This window comes from Psychrobacter sp. SZ93C1, assembly GCF_015864635.1.
Lineage (GTDB): Bacteria > Pseudomonadota > Gammaproteobacteria > Pseudomonadales > Moraxellaceae > Psychrobacter > Psychrobacter fozii.
The window spans coordinates 55,722-69,861 of record NZ_JADYWY010000013.1; the positions used below are offsets into that span (position 1 = coordinate 55,722).

13 protein-coding genes are annotated in these 14,140 nt (G+C 41.8%); 4 read left to right on the forward strand and 9 right to left on the reverse strand.

Annotated elements, in window-relative coordinates; all coding sequences use genetic code 11:
- Positions 1-16 precede the first annotated feature (16 nt).
- From I6E83_RS14080 to dinB, 5 genes are all read right to left on the reverse strand, one after another.
- A complete protein-coding gene (locus I6E83_RS14080) occupies positions 17-1,102 on the reverse strand; it encodes an asparaginase (RefSeq protein ID WP_197102811.1) in 1,086 nt (361 codons plus the stop codon).
- A gap of 171 nt (positions 1,103-1,273) precedes the next feature.
- On the reverse strand, positions 1,274-2,836 hold the full coding sequence (locus tag I6E83_RS14085) for a FimV/HubP family polar landmark protein (RefSeq protein ID WP_197102813.1): 1,563 nt from the start codon (positions 2,834-2,836) through the stop codon (positions 1,274-1,276).
- Between the two features lie 51 nt (positions 2,837-2,887).
- On the reverse strand, positions 2,888-4,621 hold the full coding sequence (locus I6E83_RS14090) for a FimV family protein (protein WP_197102815.1): 1,734 nt from the start codon (positions 4,619-4,621) through the stop codon (positions 2,888-2,890).
- 117 nt (positions 4,622-4,738) lie between these two features.
- Complete coding sequence (gene queA, locus I6E83_RS14095; RefSeq protein ID WP_197102817.1) at positions 4,739-5,935, reverse strand: tRNA preQ1(34) S-adenosylmethionine ribosyltransferase-isomerase QueA; 1,197 nt, start codon at positions 5,933-5,935, stop codon at positions 4,739-4,741.
- Positions 5,936-6,133: 198 nt separating this feature from the next.
- On the reverse strand, positions 6,134-7,219 hold the full coding sequence (gene dinB / locus I6E83_RS14100) for a DNA polymerase IV (protein ID WP_197102826.1): 1,086 nt from the start codon (positions 7,217-7,219) through the stop codon (positions 6,134-6,136).
- Positions 7,220-7,722: 503 nt separating this feature from the next.
- Between dinB and I6E83_RS14105 the strand changes: the two genes are divergently transcribed.
- The 4 genes from I6E83_RS14105 to I6E83_RS14120 all read left to right on the forward strand — a co-directional run bounded on the left by I6E83_RS14105 (position 7,723) and on the right by I6E83_RS14120 (position 9,487).
- Positions 7,723-7,968, forward strand: a complete 246-nt coding sequence (locus tag I6E83_RS14105) for a hypothetical protein (RefSeq protein ID WP_197102828.1) — start codon at positions 7,723-7,725, stop codon at positions 7,966-7,968.
- Positions 7,969-8,205: 237 nt separating this feature from the next.
- Positions 8,206-8,412 carry a ParD-like family protein gene (locus I6E83_RS14110; RefSeq protein WP_197102830.1) on the forward strand — a complete coding sequence of 69 codons (207 nt, stop codon included), beginning with the start codon at positions 8,206-8,208 and terminating at the stop codon, positions 8,410-8,412.
- Complete coding sequence (gene map, locus I6E83_RS14115) at positions 8,405-9,187, forward strand: type I methionyl aminopeptidase (RefSeq protein WP_197102831.1); 783 nt, start codon at positions 8,405-8,407, stop codon at positions 9,185-9,187. The genes I6E83_RS14110 and map overlap by 8 nt, the downstream gene beginning before the upstream one ends.
- 132 nt (positions 9,188-9,319) lie before the next feature.
- A complete protein-coding gene (locus tag I6E83_RS14120) occupies positions 9,320-9,487 on the forward strand; it encodes a hypothetical protein (protein WP_197102832.1) in 168 nt (55 codons plus the stop codon).
- 13 nt (positions 9,488-9,500) lie between these two features.
- Here the strand turns inward: I6E83_RS14120 and eutC are convergent, their stop codons facing one another.
- From eutC to I6E83_RS14140, 4 genes are all read right to left on the reverse strand, one after another.
- Positions 9,501-10,445, reverse strand: coding sequence for an ethanolamine ammonia-lyase subunit EutC (eutC, locus tag I6E83_RS14125; RefSeq protein ID WP_197102833.1), 945 nt, complete (start codon positions 10,443-10,445; stop codon positions 9,501-9,503).
- 43 nt (positions 10,446-10,488) lie between these two features.
- The gene (locus I6E83_RS14130) at positions 10,489-11,883 is read right to left on the reverse strand and encodes an ethanolamine ammonia-lyase subunit EutB (RefSeq protein WP_197102834.1); all 1,395 of its coding nucleotides are present in this window, start codon (positions 11,881-11,883) and stop codon (positions 10,489-10,491) included.
- A gap of 179 nt (positions 11,884-12,062) precedes the next feature.
- Positions 12,063-13,481 (reverse strand): ethanolamine permease, encoded by a 1,419-nt coding sequence (gene eat, locus I6E83_RS14135; RefSeq protein ID WP_197102839.1) that lies wholly within the window; start codon positions 13,479-13,481, stop codon positions 12,063-12,065.
- Between the two features lie 187 nt (positions 13,482-13,668).
- Positions 13,669-14,140 (reverse strand): aldehyde dehydrogenase family protein (locus tag I6E83_RS14140; RefSeq protein ID WP_197102835.1); only part of this gene is annotated, 472 nt, incomplete at its 5' end.

Here is a 14,140-nt window from a genome sequence, read left to right on the forward strand (position 1 = left end):
GGGGATTAAGAGTAGTTTATCGTTTTTTGATGCTGGTGCCAGTCTGACTGACATTATTCAACCAACGCTGTTTGCGTCTTGCCGGAGTGTCGTAACGCAATAACAGCCATAATAATCGCGCATAAATTGCCGGAATCGTTAGACGTCCACCTGCAATGACATGATGGTCATATTGCCAACTACCCGCCGCGTAGCTATCGCTAACACCGCCAAATGGGCACTGACTAGCACATATTACGATGTGCCCTTTTTTATGAAGCAGCTCTAATGTTTCTGCTAGTGCTGCGGAATAAGGAACATTACCAGCCCCAAATCCCAGTAGAATAATGCCAGAGGGTGGGTGTGATAAGAGCGCTTGTAGCTGAGTATTGATGACGTTGGTATCATTAGGTAAGCAATATAGTGCATGAATACGGCTGGATTCAGCACGCGCTCGAATGCTGGCAAGTAAGGATTGCTGATCATCAGTCCAATGCTGTCGGCGGGTATCTGGTAGATTTTTGATATAGCTATTTGCTGGATAGGCTGCTCGAGAATGCCCAGTAAATGCCATCAAATCATGACTATGAATCTTTTGTACCGTTTGTGCAGGCCAAGATTCACCACCAAAACTAATTTTGACACCCGATTCACCTACCGCTGCCAGTTTTAACGAATGATTGAGGTTGTCCCAAGCATCACTGTGAGTGTCGATAGTATAGGACTGTAGTACTTCATTGTCTAACAATGGGCGCATACTGCCAGTGACGATGACACAAATATCGCTACCTGCAAAGGCTTCTGCCAAAAATGCTCCTAAGTAGCTCAAGGTGTCCGTACCAGTAATTAACACAAATCGCCTATCACCTTGAGCATAAGCAGTCAGTAACAGCTGATAAAAGTGGATAAAGTCACTTGGAGTGAGTTGGCTACTGTCTTTAATTAATGCATTATCTAGCCAAGAGATACTTGGGTGCTTGGCTGCATTATCCTGATTAAGCATCAGTGTCTGCAATGTTGGCAAAAACACATCTGCTGCTAAGGGAGCTAATGGTCTTCCGTAGCTCCCAAAAGTACCACCAGCATAAATCAGTTGAATAGGGTTAGATATGGTCGTTGTCATAGCAGGAGATGGCATAGTATTGGTGTAATAATTAAGTATGAAAGAAAAGGACGTCTAGAATGTACTCAATAAGCTTTATTAATAATAGATAGTATAAAGGGTAAATGCAAAAAAAATCAGCAAGTATTCTATGTTAGTAGAATACTTGCTGATGAGAAAACTGGTTGTTTACTAGGCAGTGCGCTCAAGTAGTACTTGCGCTTGGCTTTGCTGTTCACTATCGCCATGGGCAATCACTTCATTGAGTAAGCGTTTGGCGCTGTCATACTCACCCAATTGCAGATATTGGCCAGCCAAGTCAAGAGTCACTTGGTTGCTGTCTAATGATTTTACAAAATCAAAATCTGCTGCAAAACGCGATGAGAAGTCCTCTGCAGTTTCAGGAGTTTCGTCCACTTCGTCAGTTACAATGTCAGTCTCGATATCGACTGGGCTAGCTGCAGTCAAAGGCTCTACAGCAAACTCATCACTTACTAGGCTGTTGTCATCGAACAGTGGCGTGTCAGTCGGTATAGCAGCAAACCCATTAGCAAGTGTTTCTGGTAAGTTGCTATCGTTGAGCATTGGCTCTTCAACATCAATTTTTTCAAGATCTTCTATTTCAAAATCGCTGTCCTCAAAACTTTGTTCTTCAAAACTACTGTCTTGAAGAACAAAGTTATCACTATTTTCTGCAAAGGTAGTTTCTTCAATTTCTAACGACGTTTCTGTGCTACTTGGCGTATCAATATTGTCTGAAGGTAATACAAAGTCTTCTGCTGCATCACTTTCGAACGCATCAATAACCAATTCTTCAGTAATGTTCTCTTCAGTACTTTGATCAGCATCAGTCGCTAAATTATCAAAATCTAAGACGAAATCTTCACTGTCTAGCATCATATCTTCGGTAGCATGATCAGATGAAGCTGCGTCTATAGAAGGCTCTGTTGGCGTACTCGTTTCTTCAGGTGAATCAAAGCTAAAGTCGAAATCAATAAGCTCGTCATCTTCGGTAGGAGTATCAACAGTAGATACATTGATACTTTCATCTTCTGTCACATCTAATGCGACAGGCGCTGTATTGGTTGCAGCAGGTTTGTTGAAACCGCTCTCTAGATCGTTCAGTGTAAGATCAAAGCTATCGTTTACTTTGTCATCAGGAGCGGTTGCCTTTGGAGAATCATTTGAAGATATCGCACTAACGATAGGCTCACCACTTAGAGTACCGTTATTGCTATCGACTTGGCTAGTTGGTAAGTCAAAATCTATGCTTTCAAAACCGCTATTATCTTCTACTGGTGCCTCTTTTGCCGCAACTTGATTCTGCTCTTCAGAAAATAAAGCTTTTAACTCATCAGCTAGAGCGACACTCTTTGGGTCGCTTTGCGTTTTGATGGCATCATAAACTTTATTGAAGTTTTCTGGCTGATTGATGGTCGCATATATGCTAAGCAGCTTGAGCGATAATTCACCATCATTTGGTTGATCTCTTAGGCCACGATTGAGTGTCTCAATCGCTTTGTCATAGCGTTGTTGATCCATAAAACGCTGCGCAATCATAATATGATTGAACTTATCTTCAGCTTTATTGCTTTGGGCAGGAGAACCATGGTCCGGAGTTGTCGTAGCAGCGTTTTGCTCCGACTTTGCAAATGGTTGTGGTGATGATTTTTGCGCTTTGTTTTTGCGCAGTACTAAACCAACTACTAGTAGAATAAGTACCAATCCAGCGATGATATATAGCATGTTGTCCATAGTTACTCCCACGCCTATGATCACGGCGTATTGCATTGATTAGTCAGGCAATTATTGATTGCGTAGTTTTTTGAGACGAGCTTGTAGCTCAGCCAGTTTTTGGTTCTGTAGTTGAATTTTTTTAGTATAGCTATCAAGGACACTACTGGTTTTTGATAAGCGCTGAGCTTGTAAGGCTGCGTTTTCTCTTGATGCCTTGAGTGTTGCCAATACATCTGTACTAAGACCATTACCTGTTGCCGAAGCAGATTTCGCTTGAGTACCATCTGCACTGCCATTGTGACCAGGAGCTAGCACAGAAAACTGTGCTTTTGGTAATGTTTGTGTCTTTGTAATCATTGGTTTTTTACGTTGTTTCGTTGCTTGAGGTTTCTCAGCAGTTTTTTTAGCTGGTGTCTTAGCTGTTTTTTTTACCACTGGTGTGTTTGCTCTGCGGTTATATTGTCTTTGTGCACTAATAGCCGCTTCTAATTTCTGTTGTGATGGCACGACATCATAGCTAGGTAAGCTAAGCTTGGCATCTGCTTTTAATTGATCGGCATCTTTGTTAATAAAAGCATCAGGGTTTTGTGATTGAATCTGTTTCATCACAGTTTGCACATCGAGATCATTTTCTTGTGCTATCTGCTGAGCAATGACCCATAGGCTATCGTTGCGCTGTACCTGATACTGGGCAGCCGCAGTATTGCTTGCCGTATTATCAGAGGCACTATTGGCAACATTGGTGTTAGGCGATGCAGGTGCAGCAATGTTAGCAGGTATATTATTCGTCGGAGTAGCAGTAGCGGTGTCATTGCTAGTGTCGAGATCGGGCGTGGATATGTTTGCTTTATTATCGTTTGGTGCGGGCATCATAGGCACAGCAGTCATTATGCCATTATCTGACTTGCTACTTGGCTGTATTTGGCGGGTGATTTGTATATTTAAAATATCGAATTTTTTGTCAGTGAGCGCTGTAATCGACGTATTTTTATTTTTATTAAGGTCGGTATTATTGGTGCCGATTGTCGTAACATTCTTATCTGCACTCAAACGACCATTGTCTAATCGGCTTGCTGAATTCGGTTTATTGTCATTAATATTGGTATTATTTGTCTCAACGCTATTGCTCAGGCGACCATTATCCAAACGACTCGGTGCATAAGCAAGATTGGTGCCTTGCGCCGCAGTACCCACGGTAGGTAACTGCATGCTCGGCGCTGGCAATTTAGAGGCAACTAACTCGCTCGTTGATACATTAGGCGCTGATATAAACGGTGGTGGCGCACCTTTTCTGACGGTTAATGGCTCGGCAATACTTGCGGATACACTTGGTAAACTGGGTTTTTTTGCGCTAGTAACGGTATTCTTAGTTGCTTCAACAGGCACATTATCATTAAGCGGCATTAACAATGTCTTAGGAATAACATTGTGTTGACCTTTATCATTTAGAGTCAGAACCACATCGGCAAAAGGCTTAGATACTGGCTGCGAAGTCGTTATAAATACCTGACCACTGGTCGCTGAAGTAGGCTGAAAGCGCACACTCATTGAGTCAGTCTGGGTGAGACCCATCTGTTGATAGATAGTAGAGTTTGCCAAGCTTGCTGAAAAGTCAGCTGCTCTAATATCTGAAACAGCAATGCTCGCTACCAGAGGCTCATGCTGAGCAGAAGTAACGACAGTCTTTCCTATCGTTGCCGCTTGTGCACTCGACACTAAGGCGGCATAACCTACAGAATAAAGTAGTGCCACCGATACCGCGCGATGTATATTAGTCAAACGATGAGATAAATGACCAGACATGTGCCGCCCTTTAGAATATAAGTTATCTTTGCTGTTATAACAAAATACCGCTTAGTTTACCAGTTTATTTCACAACTGTTGTGAACAATACAAAAAATGTTTAAGTAATGTTTAAGCTTATTTTTTTTCAAGTAGCATTGCATCGCCATAACTAAAGAAGCGATATTGCTCTTTAATAGCATGTTGATAAGCATGCTCTATCGTGTCTTTACCCGAAAATGCCGACACCAACATTAATAGCGTGGATTTAGGTAAATGAAAGTTGGTTAACAGTTTGTCTATCACACCAAACTTAAATCCTGGGTAAATAAATATATCAGTGTCGCCTGACCAACTAGATAGCGCCTGTCTATCATTGGCTGTTTTTTGATAAGCTGTTTCGAGCACGCGGGTAACCGTCGTACCAATAGCGATAACTTGCTTACCATTAGCATGCGTTTGATTGATTAGGTCGGCGGTGGCTTGTGGTAGATGTGCGTACTCACTATGCATGGTGTGATTGAGTAAGTTGTCTGTTTTTACAGGCGCAAATGTACCAGCGCCGACATGCAAAGTGACAAAGGCGGTATTAATACCTTTTTCATTCAGTTTACTGAGTACTAAGTCATCAAAATGTAAGCTTGCAGTAGGCGCTGCCACGCTCGCTAGCTTGGTTGGGTCATGAAAGACCGTTTGATAGCGAGCATTATCTGTATCGTCAGCATGGCGTTCAAAGTAGGGCGGGATAGGCAACTCACCATAAAGCTCTAAGTGCGGCAAGATAGGCGCATCGAAAGCTAAGATAAATAAATTGTCTTGACGACCAATCATAGTCACACTCATATGACCATCGGCGAGTTGTAAACGTTGTCCAAGCTTAAGTGCTTTACTGGCTTTTACATGGCAAAGCGCAATATGCTCTTGATTGATTGGCTTATCAGTCATGTCCTCTAAGTGCAGCGTTGCTGTATCCAAGTCCGAAATACCAACCAACCGCTCAATGAGCACCTCAAGTTTACCGCCAGTGTCTTTTTGGCCGAATAACCGTGCTTTCATCACTTTAGTGTCATTGAATACGATGAGGTCTCCAGCACTTAACAAGTCAGGCAGCTCAGCAAATAAACGATCCTCTACAGTAGTAGTGGTTTTCTGTTGGTAGGCAGGCAAGTATAGTAGTTTGGAGGCAGAGCGTTGCGACAATGGATAGCGTGCAATTAGGCTATCCGGCAACTCATAATCGTAATCATCAACGCTTAAGTAATCTAAGGTATCGTTATCTTTACTAGTATCAATTAAGGCGTTGGTTTCAGCGTCTACAGCATGTATGTCGGTCATAATGAGTCTTTAAATGAATATAAATTTTGATGTAATTGTAGCAGAAATGAGATTGTGAGAGGACAGTTTAATAGCGACTCATGCGCATACAAGTACAGTAGTTTCTTTAAAATAGCCTAAGCAATAATATAAATAGCTGCTATCAGTTATTATATAATAATCATCAAAAAAACTGCTTAATACCAGTCGTCTATGAAGTTATTCAAACAAATTTAACTGAGGCAGTAATTGTGCAGCGGGTGCAAGGGAAGAGAAAGTGACACCCACTAAGCGAATGGATAGCTCACGAGGAATATCTAAAAATAGCTTGTCCAACCAATAGTGCGCAGATTTGGCACTGTCAAAAGCAGTCGATAATGTGTGAGAGCGTGTTATTTGAGTAAAGTCTGCATATTTAACTTTGAGCGTAATGGTGTAGGCGATTAGCTGTTTTTTCTGTACTTGATTAAAAGCATCTTCATTCTGCTCATAAATCTGTACTCGTAACGCATTGTCATCCGTTAGATTGTCTCTAAAGGTAGTCTCTGAGCCAATGGATTTATGCGTACGCTCAGGTTTGACAGCGCGCTCATCACGCCCATGTGCGATGTCATGATAAAACTGGCCACGTTTGCCAAATTCCTGTACCAATACCGCTGCTGGCATCTTCCGTAGATCGGCACCAACGTTCACGCCCATCGCGTGTAGGCGCTTAGCAGTTGCTTTACCGATACCGTGAAAGCGCTCAATAGGTAAGGTGCTAATAAAGGCATCCGCATCTGTGGGCGTGATAATCGCAATGCCATTAGGTTTATTGATATCTGAAGCAATTTTAGCCAGCATTTTGTTAAATGAGACGCCAGCAGACGCTGTCAGTCCTGTGTGCTCTAGTATTTGAGCTCTCAGCCAATTGGCCATCAACGTCGCTGAGCCCTTATGGACTTCCAGTCCTGTGACATCTAGATAGGCTTCATCTAGCGATAATGGCTCAACGTTTGGGGTTAAGAGGTGCATAATATGGCGAATCTCATCGCTCACTGCTCGATAAACTTCAAAACGAGGCCTTACAAATACTACTTCTGGACAACGTTTGCGTGCCTCATAGCAAGACATAGCAGAACGTACACCAAATTTGCGTACTTCATAACTGGCTGCTGCGACGACACCGCGACCATTCGGATCGCCACCAACGACCAATGGCTTGCCTCGTAATTTAGGAAAATCACGCTGCTCCACGCTGGCATAAAAAGCATCCATATCTATATGAATAATTTTCCGAGAATTAGGCGTTATAGAGGTTGTCATAATCATTATTGTACCTGATTTGACTGCTTCGATTTATGATGAAAAGCTAGGTTTTAAGATAAGACTTTACAATAAATTGTTGGGCAATGTGGTGGAGCCATATAGATAATATAATCTACTACAAATCTTATATATCATAGGGTTGGAGAATAATAATAATTTTATCTAGCGTTGTTTAGTGAACATGTGTTTTCTATTACTCAGTCTAAATATAGTTTATCTAAAATTTATTTGTTTAGTTGCACCATTTGTCGTAACAACTTCACCGTTTGTCATGAATTTTACGTTTATATGTTACAGTTTTGCTTCCGGTGTTTTACAATATATTATCCGCGCTAATATACGACTATTAAACAATAAGCAATGCTTTGCGCATCTTAATTCTCACTCAAAAAAAGACGTTGCTTATCGCTCATACCAAAATAGAAAATTCGGTAATATTGGAATCAATGCTTTAAGAACACGTTGTTTTTAGAGGGTTTAGAATGACTAAGGAGCTGATGATGTACAACGAATTAAAAGGGAGTGATTTAACACGGGCAATGCTAGCACGAGGTGATCAGGATATATGGTGTGCAGTTTGTGATGAAAATGATGAACAAGCCATGATGGATCATTGTGGTAATGATTTTACGGCGTATATTGTGTCATATAGTGACGGGTATTTTTATTGCAGCGCTGGCATGCCATGGAGGTTTGCCGTACCGATTAAGATATGTGCTGTCATGCAATACGAAACAGCGATGTAAGCGTGACGGCTGTGAGTTAGGGTAGTTAAAGCAAAGTAAAGTATAAAAAAGGAGCTGATTATTCAGCTTTTTTTTATGGCTTCAACTAATTGATTAGAAGCTATCTATGACTAGTTCTCGTAGGGCATAGCCTAATAGGCAATAAAAAACTATTCCATTGCATTAACTTACTACTTCTTGCAACTAGATAAAAATAGGTATACGATTCATATGCGTTTCGTATATTAAGAGCTTTATATGGGTATTGTTAAAATTGATAATGAGCTGCACGAAGAAATTCGTAAAGCAAGCTCAGTCATGGTGCGCTCTATCAACGCACAAGCTGAATATTGGATCAAGATAGGAATGCTTGCTGAATCTAATCCCAATATGTCTTATAACCAAATTATCAATGAGCAAATGAGACAAGCTGATATTAATGTAAGGAACCTTATAGATGGATAAGGTCATACTTAAAAATGCAGCGGAATTGGAAATCATGCTCAAGTCGGGACAGCTTCTAGCCTCTGTCTTTGATTATCTCGACGAAAAAATCACAGTCGGTATCTCTACGATGGATATTAATGATCTTGCCGAACGCTATATTGTCGATCAGCTAGGTGCACGCCCAGCCAGTAAAGGTCAGTATGGCTATCAGTATGCATTAAATACCTCGGTGAATAACGTGGTCTGTCATGGTATTCCTTCAGACCAGCAAATACTTAAATCAGGTGATATTGTGAATGTGGATATTACCCTAGAACAAGGTGGTTTTATTGCCGATTCTAGCAAAATGTATTTGATAGGTGAGGTGTCACCCCTCGCAAAACGTTTGGTTGATAAGACCTATGAAGCTATGTGGGAAGGAATACGAGCAGTGAAACCTGGAGCGACGCTAGGTGATGTTGGTCATGCTCTTCAAAGTTATGCTGAGAAACAGGGATACTCTGTAGTGCGGGAGTATTGTGGTCATGGTATTGGACGTGAAATGCATGAAGAACCGCAAGTGCTTCATTACGGACATTTGGGAAAAGGTCTAGTTCTAGAAGAAGGTATGACATTCACCATTGAGCCTATGATCAATCAAGGTAAGGCTAAAGTTAAAGTCAAAAAAGATGGCTGGACAGTAATTACCAACGATAAAAAGTTATCTGCGCAGTGGGAACATACAATTGCTGTCACATCTGATGGCTATGAGGTTCTTACTCTGCGAAAAGATGAAACGATTTCAGCCGTTTAATATTTGTAAGAGTATTTGGTAAGGCGCTTCCTTAAATGGGCAGCGCCTTTTTTAATGTCTTACACTGCCACTATTTTAATCGCTCTATCTACTAGTGTTTATCACTCACATCTGAATATCTTTCAGCGTATTATGAGCACTCTTGAAACGCTATGTACAACCTTTGAAGTCTATGCGATCAAGCAGGCATTTCTATACCTAGCGAGCTATTCTATTGACATGAAATATCCCAATGCTTACGACAGCCCAGCCATCGTAACATCAGACTATGTTATTCGCATTTTCGGTTACATTGTATAATATTTTTTCGTCATCATAATAGTTTGATCGCTGTTTGATCTTGATCTAATACTGGTAGTTCCTGCTCATCTTTTAGCTCAACCCCAGATAACTTGAGCTCATAGGATTTCTCCATTAATGCTAAGAGACGACTTGCTGCCACTCTGGTTGGCAGGCCAGCACTGCGCACATTAGAGATGCAGTTCCTCATAGCATCATGACTCGAAGATTGAGCATCCCAAGTATAGTAAATACCTAAGCTATCAGGAGAGCTCAAACCTGGACGCTCTCCGATCAGCATGACCAGCATTTTGGCATGAAGACGCTCTGCGACCTCATCCCCTAAAGCGACACGGCTACCAGTAGCAATGACTAAGGGTGCGATAGTCCAACCTTTCTCATTAAAAAGTGAGATGAGTTCTGCAACAAGTTTGGGAGCATTCTCAGCTATTGCTCTCGCTGATAAGCCATCTCCCATAACAATAGCAACATCGTAAGACTTGTCCTTACCGAATATTTCCAATTGCTTAGCGGATTCCATACTAAGAAGTCTGCCCCAATCTGGACGTTTAAGATATTCAGATTTATCTTGCGCTTGGCTGGTGACTCTCAGTATTGTCAAGTTATCACTCATCTGATCATCTTGATTGCTTATCTGATCTGAACTCTCTGCAACCAGTTCTAAATCTAGCTCTACTATAGATGAGCGGCAATGCTCAGAAAGCTTCACGACTAAAGAATCAACATCCAAATCTTGTAATACAGCATCCTTAGCCTCAGCGTGATCAAGCTGAAACTTGAGCAAGGGCTTAGTGGGGACACTACAGCCAACACGTCCCAAAGCAATTCTAGAGTCTGTGTATTGTTTTAACTTTTCCCAAGGATCTAAATGGACTAAATCACTAGCACTGTTTGTATTCGATTTGACATGCTCTTTGACAGTCAGTGCTGTCTTGTTTGGTGAGTAATCAATGGACATAGCATTTCTCTTTATAGTGTATCGACGTTTTCTATACTCTCGCTTAAGTAAGCTTACTACCCATTATTCCTGACAGTAAGGCAGACGGCTTATCTGACCAATTAATGCTATTGCCAGATTGGGTATAGATGTCGTTATTACTCAGCCAAAGCGCAAATTCAGGGGCAGGGGAAAGACCAAGAAGTTGTCTAATGTATAGAGCGTCATGAAATGAAGTCGTCTGATAATTCAGCATGACATCGTCTGAGCCTGGGATACCCATGATGAAGTTAATGCCAGCATTGGCAAGCAACGTCAGTAACGTATCCATATCGTCCTGATCTGCATCAGCGTGATTGGTATAACAAATATCACAACCCATGGGTACGCCAAGAAGCTTGCCACAAAAATGATCTTCTAATCCTGCTCGAATGATTTGTTTACCATCGAAGAGATACTCAGGTCCAATGAAACCAACCACGGTATTAACCAATAAGGGTTTAAATTCTCTAGCCACAGCATAAGCTCTGGCTTCAAGCGTCTGCTGATCAGCGCCAAAGTTAGCATTACTGGATAACGCACTACCTTGACCTGTTTCAAAATACATGACGTTTTGGCCTACCGTGCCACGATTGAGACTCGTGGCAGCGTCATAGCCTTCTCTTAACATCGCTAAGTTTATGCCATAGCTGGTATTCGCTTTTTCACTACCTGTGATGGACTGGAAAACCAAATCGACTGGTACGTTTTTATTGATTAACTGTATAGCGGACGTGATATGGGTTAAGACGCAAGACTGAGTAGGAATTTGATATTCGGAGATCACATGGTCTAGCAGTTTCAATAGTTCAGATAGGTTCTGGATGTTATCGGTAGCAGGGTTAATCCCAATGACCGCATCACCGTTGCCATACATCAATCCATCAATGATGCTTGCAGAAATACCCAATAGATCGTCGGTTGGATGATTGGGCTGTAGTCGTGTGGATAGAGATCCTTCTAGACCGATGGTATTACGAAATTTAGTGACCACGCGACATTTTTTCGCTACCAAGATAAGATCTTGTACCCGCATTATTTTACTGACCGCTGCTACCATCTCAGGTGTAAAGGCATATTTTAATTCGGATAGGGTCTCTGTGGTCGCTGACTCTCCTAAAAGCCAGTCTCTTAAGTCTCCAACAGTAAAGCTGGATATTTTAGAGAACGCCTGAGGGTCATGCTGTGCCATGATGAGGCGAGTGACTTCATCCGTCTCATAGGGTATTAAAAAGTCTTCTAAAAAGTCAGTTAATAAACAGTCTGCTAACGCCATTTGTGCTGCTACGCGCTCAGTTGCATCGCTGGCAGCTACTCCAGCTAGCTCATCACCCGAGCGTCTAGGTGATGCTTTTGCCAGCAAGGTTTTTAAGTCTTTAAATTGGTAGCTTCGCTGTCCTACGGTATGTTTATATGCCATGTTAACCACCTTTATTGCGTAATCACATTGATTGGTTCTAATATGTGAGTTGCCAACGAAACTATATATTTCAAATTATCAAAACTTTAAGTTCCAACCAAGTTGAAACTTAAAATCATGTGAGAAGCGTCTAATTACTTTATACAACATCATAATCAGTAATTTTATAATTAGTCTATTTAACTCAATTCATCCGCTGCGGCTTCTATTTGCGCAAACTCCTCTTCTGGTGTACCACTGACTAAATGATGCCGACTAAATATAACGAAATAAAGAATAAATACGACATAAATACCAGCGGCCATAAACCATACTTTAGGATCTACCATCAATCCTGCTATTACGGCAAGCAATGCCAAACCTAAAGCGATGCCTGAAGTGAAAATGCCACCGGGTGTTTTATAGGGGCGAGCAAGATCAGGCCGAGATAAACGTAATTTAATATGAGATGCCATCATGAGAACATATGACACAGTTGCACCAAATACAGCCATGAGAATAAGAAGGTCTCCTTCACCTGTGAGTGATAACAGGAAGCCTATGACTCCAGGAACGATAAGCGCTAAATAGGGGGCTTTATTATTGTTGGTTAATGACAGTTTTTTGGGTAGGTATCCTGCACGAGACAAGGCGAATATCTGTCTAGAGTAGGCATAAATAATCGAGAAGAAACTCGCAATTAAACCAGCCAAACCAACGAAATTTACAAAACTTGCTAACCAAGAATTGCTTCCATATACAGATGCTAAAGCATCTACTAAGGGTGCGCCTGAGTCTTTTAACGCATCAGCGCCAGCTGCTCCTGGTCCCAAAAATAGGATAAGAATGGCAAATGTTGCGAGTATCAACATCGAGCCAATCAATCCACGTGGTAACGATTTAGCTGGGTCTTTGGCCTCTTCAGCTGCTAAGGGTACGCCTTCAACGGCTAAAAAGAACCAAATAGCGTATGGCACAGCAGCCCAAATCCCGATATAGCCGTATGGTAAGAATGAGCTTGCGCCTGCTTGATTGCCAACTGCGATGTCAAAAAGGTTTTTACTGTCGAAATGAGGAATCATTGCTACTATAAATACGCCCAGTGCGATACAAGCAATAGCAGTGATACCAAACATAATTTTTAAAGCTTCACCAGCACCTTTCAAATGAATGGCTATGAAGACAATATAGCAAGCTATATATACCATCCACCCACCAATGCCAAATAAAGACTCACAGTAGGCACCGATGAATACGGCAATAGCAGCTGGTGCAATAGCGTATTCGATTAAAATTGCTGTACCCGTTAAATAACCGCCCAAAGGACCAAAGGCAGTTCGGGCAAAGCTATAACCACCACCTGCGGTAGGTAACATTGTCGCCATTTCTGACATAGATAAGCACATACAAAGATACATTATAGCGACCACAATGGTGGCAACAAACATCCCACCCCAACCACCTTGAGCAAGCCCAAAGTTCCAACCTGCAAAATCTCCAGAAATGACATAGGCAACACCAAGGCCTATTAATAGCACCCAGCCGACTGCACCTTGTTTGAGTTGTCTTTTAGCAAAATAGTCTTTTTCAGCCTGAGTGCTTCCTGCTGCGCCATTCATCTGGCCATTAGCATTTTTAGGCATGGTATTCTCCAAAGCTCAGCCAATGAATAATGAACTGGCAGGCTCTCATCAAAGTAACCTTAAGATTGATAAAACATCAATGCGTCAAGCCTGCTCTTAGATTTACAGGCCTGACTCACTAATATATTAATCACCACCCTTTAAAAACTTTACTTCAATGAGTTTAAAAGAACCCCATTTTTTTAGGATCGTAAGACACCAGCATATTTTTGGTTTGCTGATAATGATCAAGCATCATCAAATGGTTCTCACGGCCGATACCAGATTGTTTATAACCACCGAATGCAGAGTGTGATGGATAAATGTGATAGCAGTTCGTCCATACGCGGCCCGCTTGAATACCACGGCCGAAGCGATACGCCTTATGTACACTACGCGTCCAAATACCAGCACCCAGACCATATAACGTATCGTTGGCAATTCTCATCGCATCTTCATCATCTTTAAAGGTCGTCACCGCAAGCACCGGTCCAAAGATTTCCTCTTGGAACACGCGCATGTCATTAGTGCCTTTAAAGATAGTCGGCTGCACGTAGTAGCCATCACCCAGATCACCGTCGTGTGTGGCTCGTTCACCACCGACCAGTACTTTAGCGCCTTCTTGTTTACCGATATCTAGATAAGATAGGATTTTC

What these genes read in the sequence shown, in the direction of transcription:
- eat (WP_197102839.1), bottom strand. Translation starts at nt 13,481, where the DNA reads ATGAATGGCGCAGCAGGAAGCACTCAGGCTGAAAAAGACTATTTTGCT.
- eutC (WP_197102833.1), bottom strand. Translation starts at nt 10,445, where the DNA reads ATGTCCATTGATTACTCACCAAACAAGACAGCACTGACTGTCAAAGAG.
- I6E83_RS14120 (WP_197102832.1), top strand. Translation starts at nt 9,320, where the DNA reads ATGAGCACTCTTGAAACGCTATGTACAACCTTTGAAGTCTATGCGATC.
- I6E83_RS14080 (WP_197102811.1), bottom strand. Translation starts at nt 1,102, where the DNA reads ATGACAACGACCATATCTAACCCTATTCAACTGATTTATGCTGGTGGT.
- I6E83_RS14085 (WP_197102813.1), bottom strand. Translation starts at nt 2,836, where the DNA reads ATGGACAACATGCTATATATCATCGCTGGATTGGTACTTATTCTACTA.
- I6E83_RS14105 (WP_197102828.1), top strand. Translation starts at nt 7,723, where the DNA reads ATGTACAACGAATTAAAAGGGAGTGATTTAACACGGGCAATGCTAGCA.
- I6E83_RS14090 (WP_197102815.1), bottom strand. Translation starts at nt 4,621, where the DNA reads ATGTCTGGTCATTTATCTCATCGTTTGACTAATATACATCGCGCGGTA.
- I6E83_RS14130 (WP_197102834.1), bottom strand. Translation starts at nt 11,883, where the DNA reads ATGGCATATAAACATACCGTAGGACAGCGAAGCTACCAATTTAAAGAC.
- queA (WP_197102817.1), bottom strand. Translation starts at nt 5,935, where the DNA reads ATGACCGACATACATGCTGTAGACGCTGAAACCAACGCCTTAATTGAT.
- map (WP_197102831.1), top strand. Translation starts at nt 8,405, where the DNA reads ATGGATAAGGTCATACTTAAAAATGCAGCGGAATTGGAAATCATGCTC.
- dinB (WP_197102826.1), bottom strand. Translation starts at nt 7,219, where the DNA reads ATGACAACCTCTATAACGCCTAATTCTCGGAAAATTATTCATATAGAT.
- I6E83_RS14110 (WP_197102830.1), top strand. Translation starts at nt 8,206, where the DNA reads ATGGGTATTGTTAAAATTGATAATGAGCTGCACGAAGAAATTCGTAAA.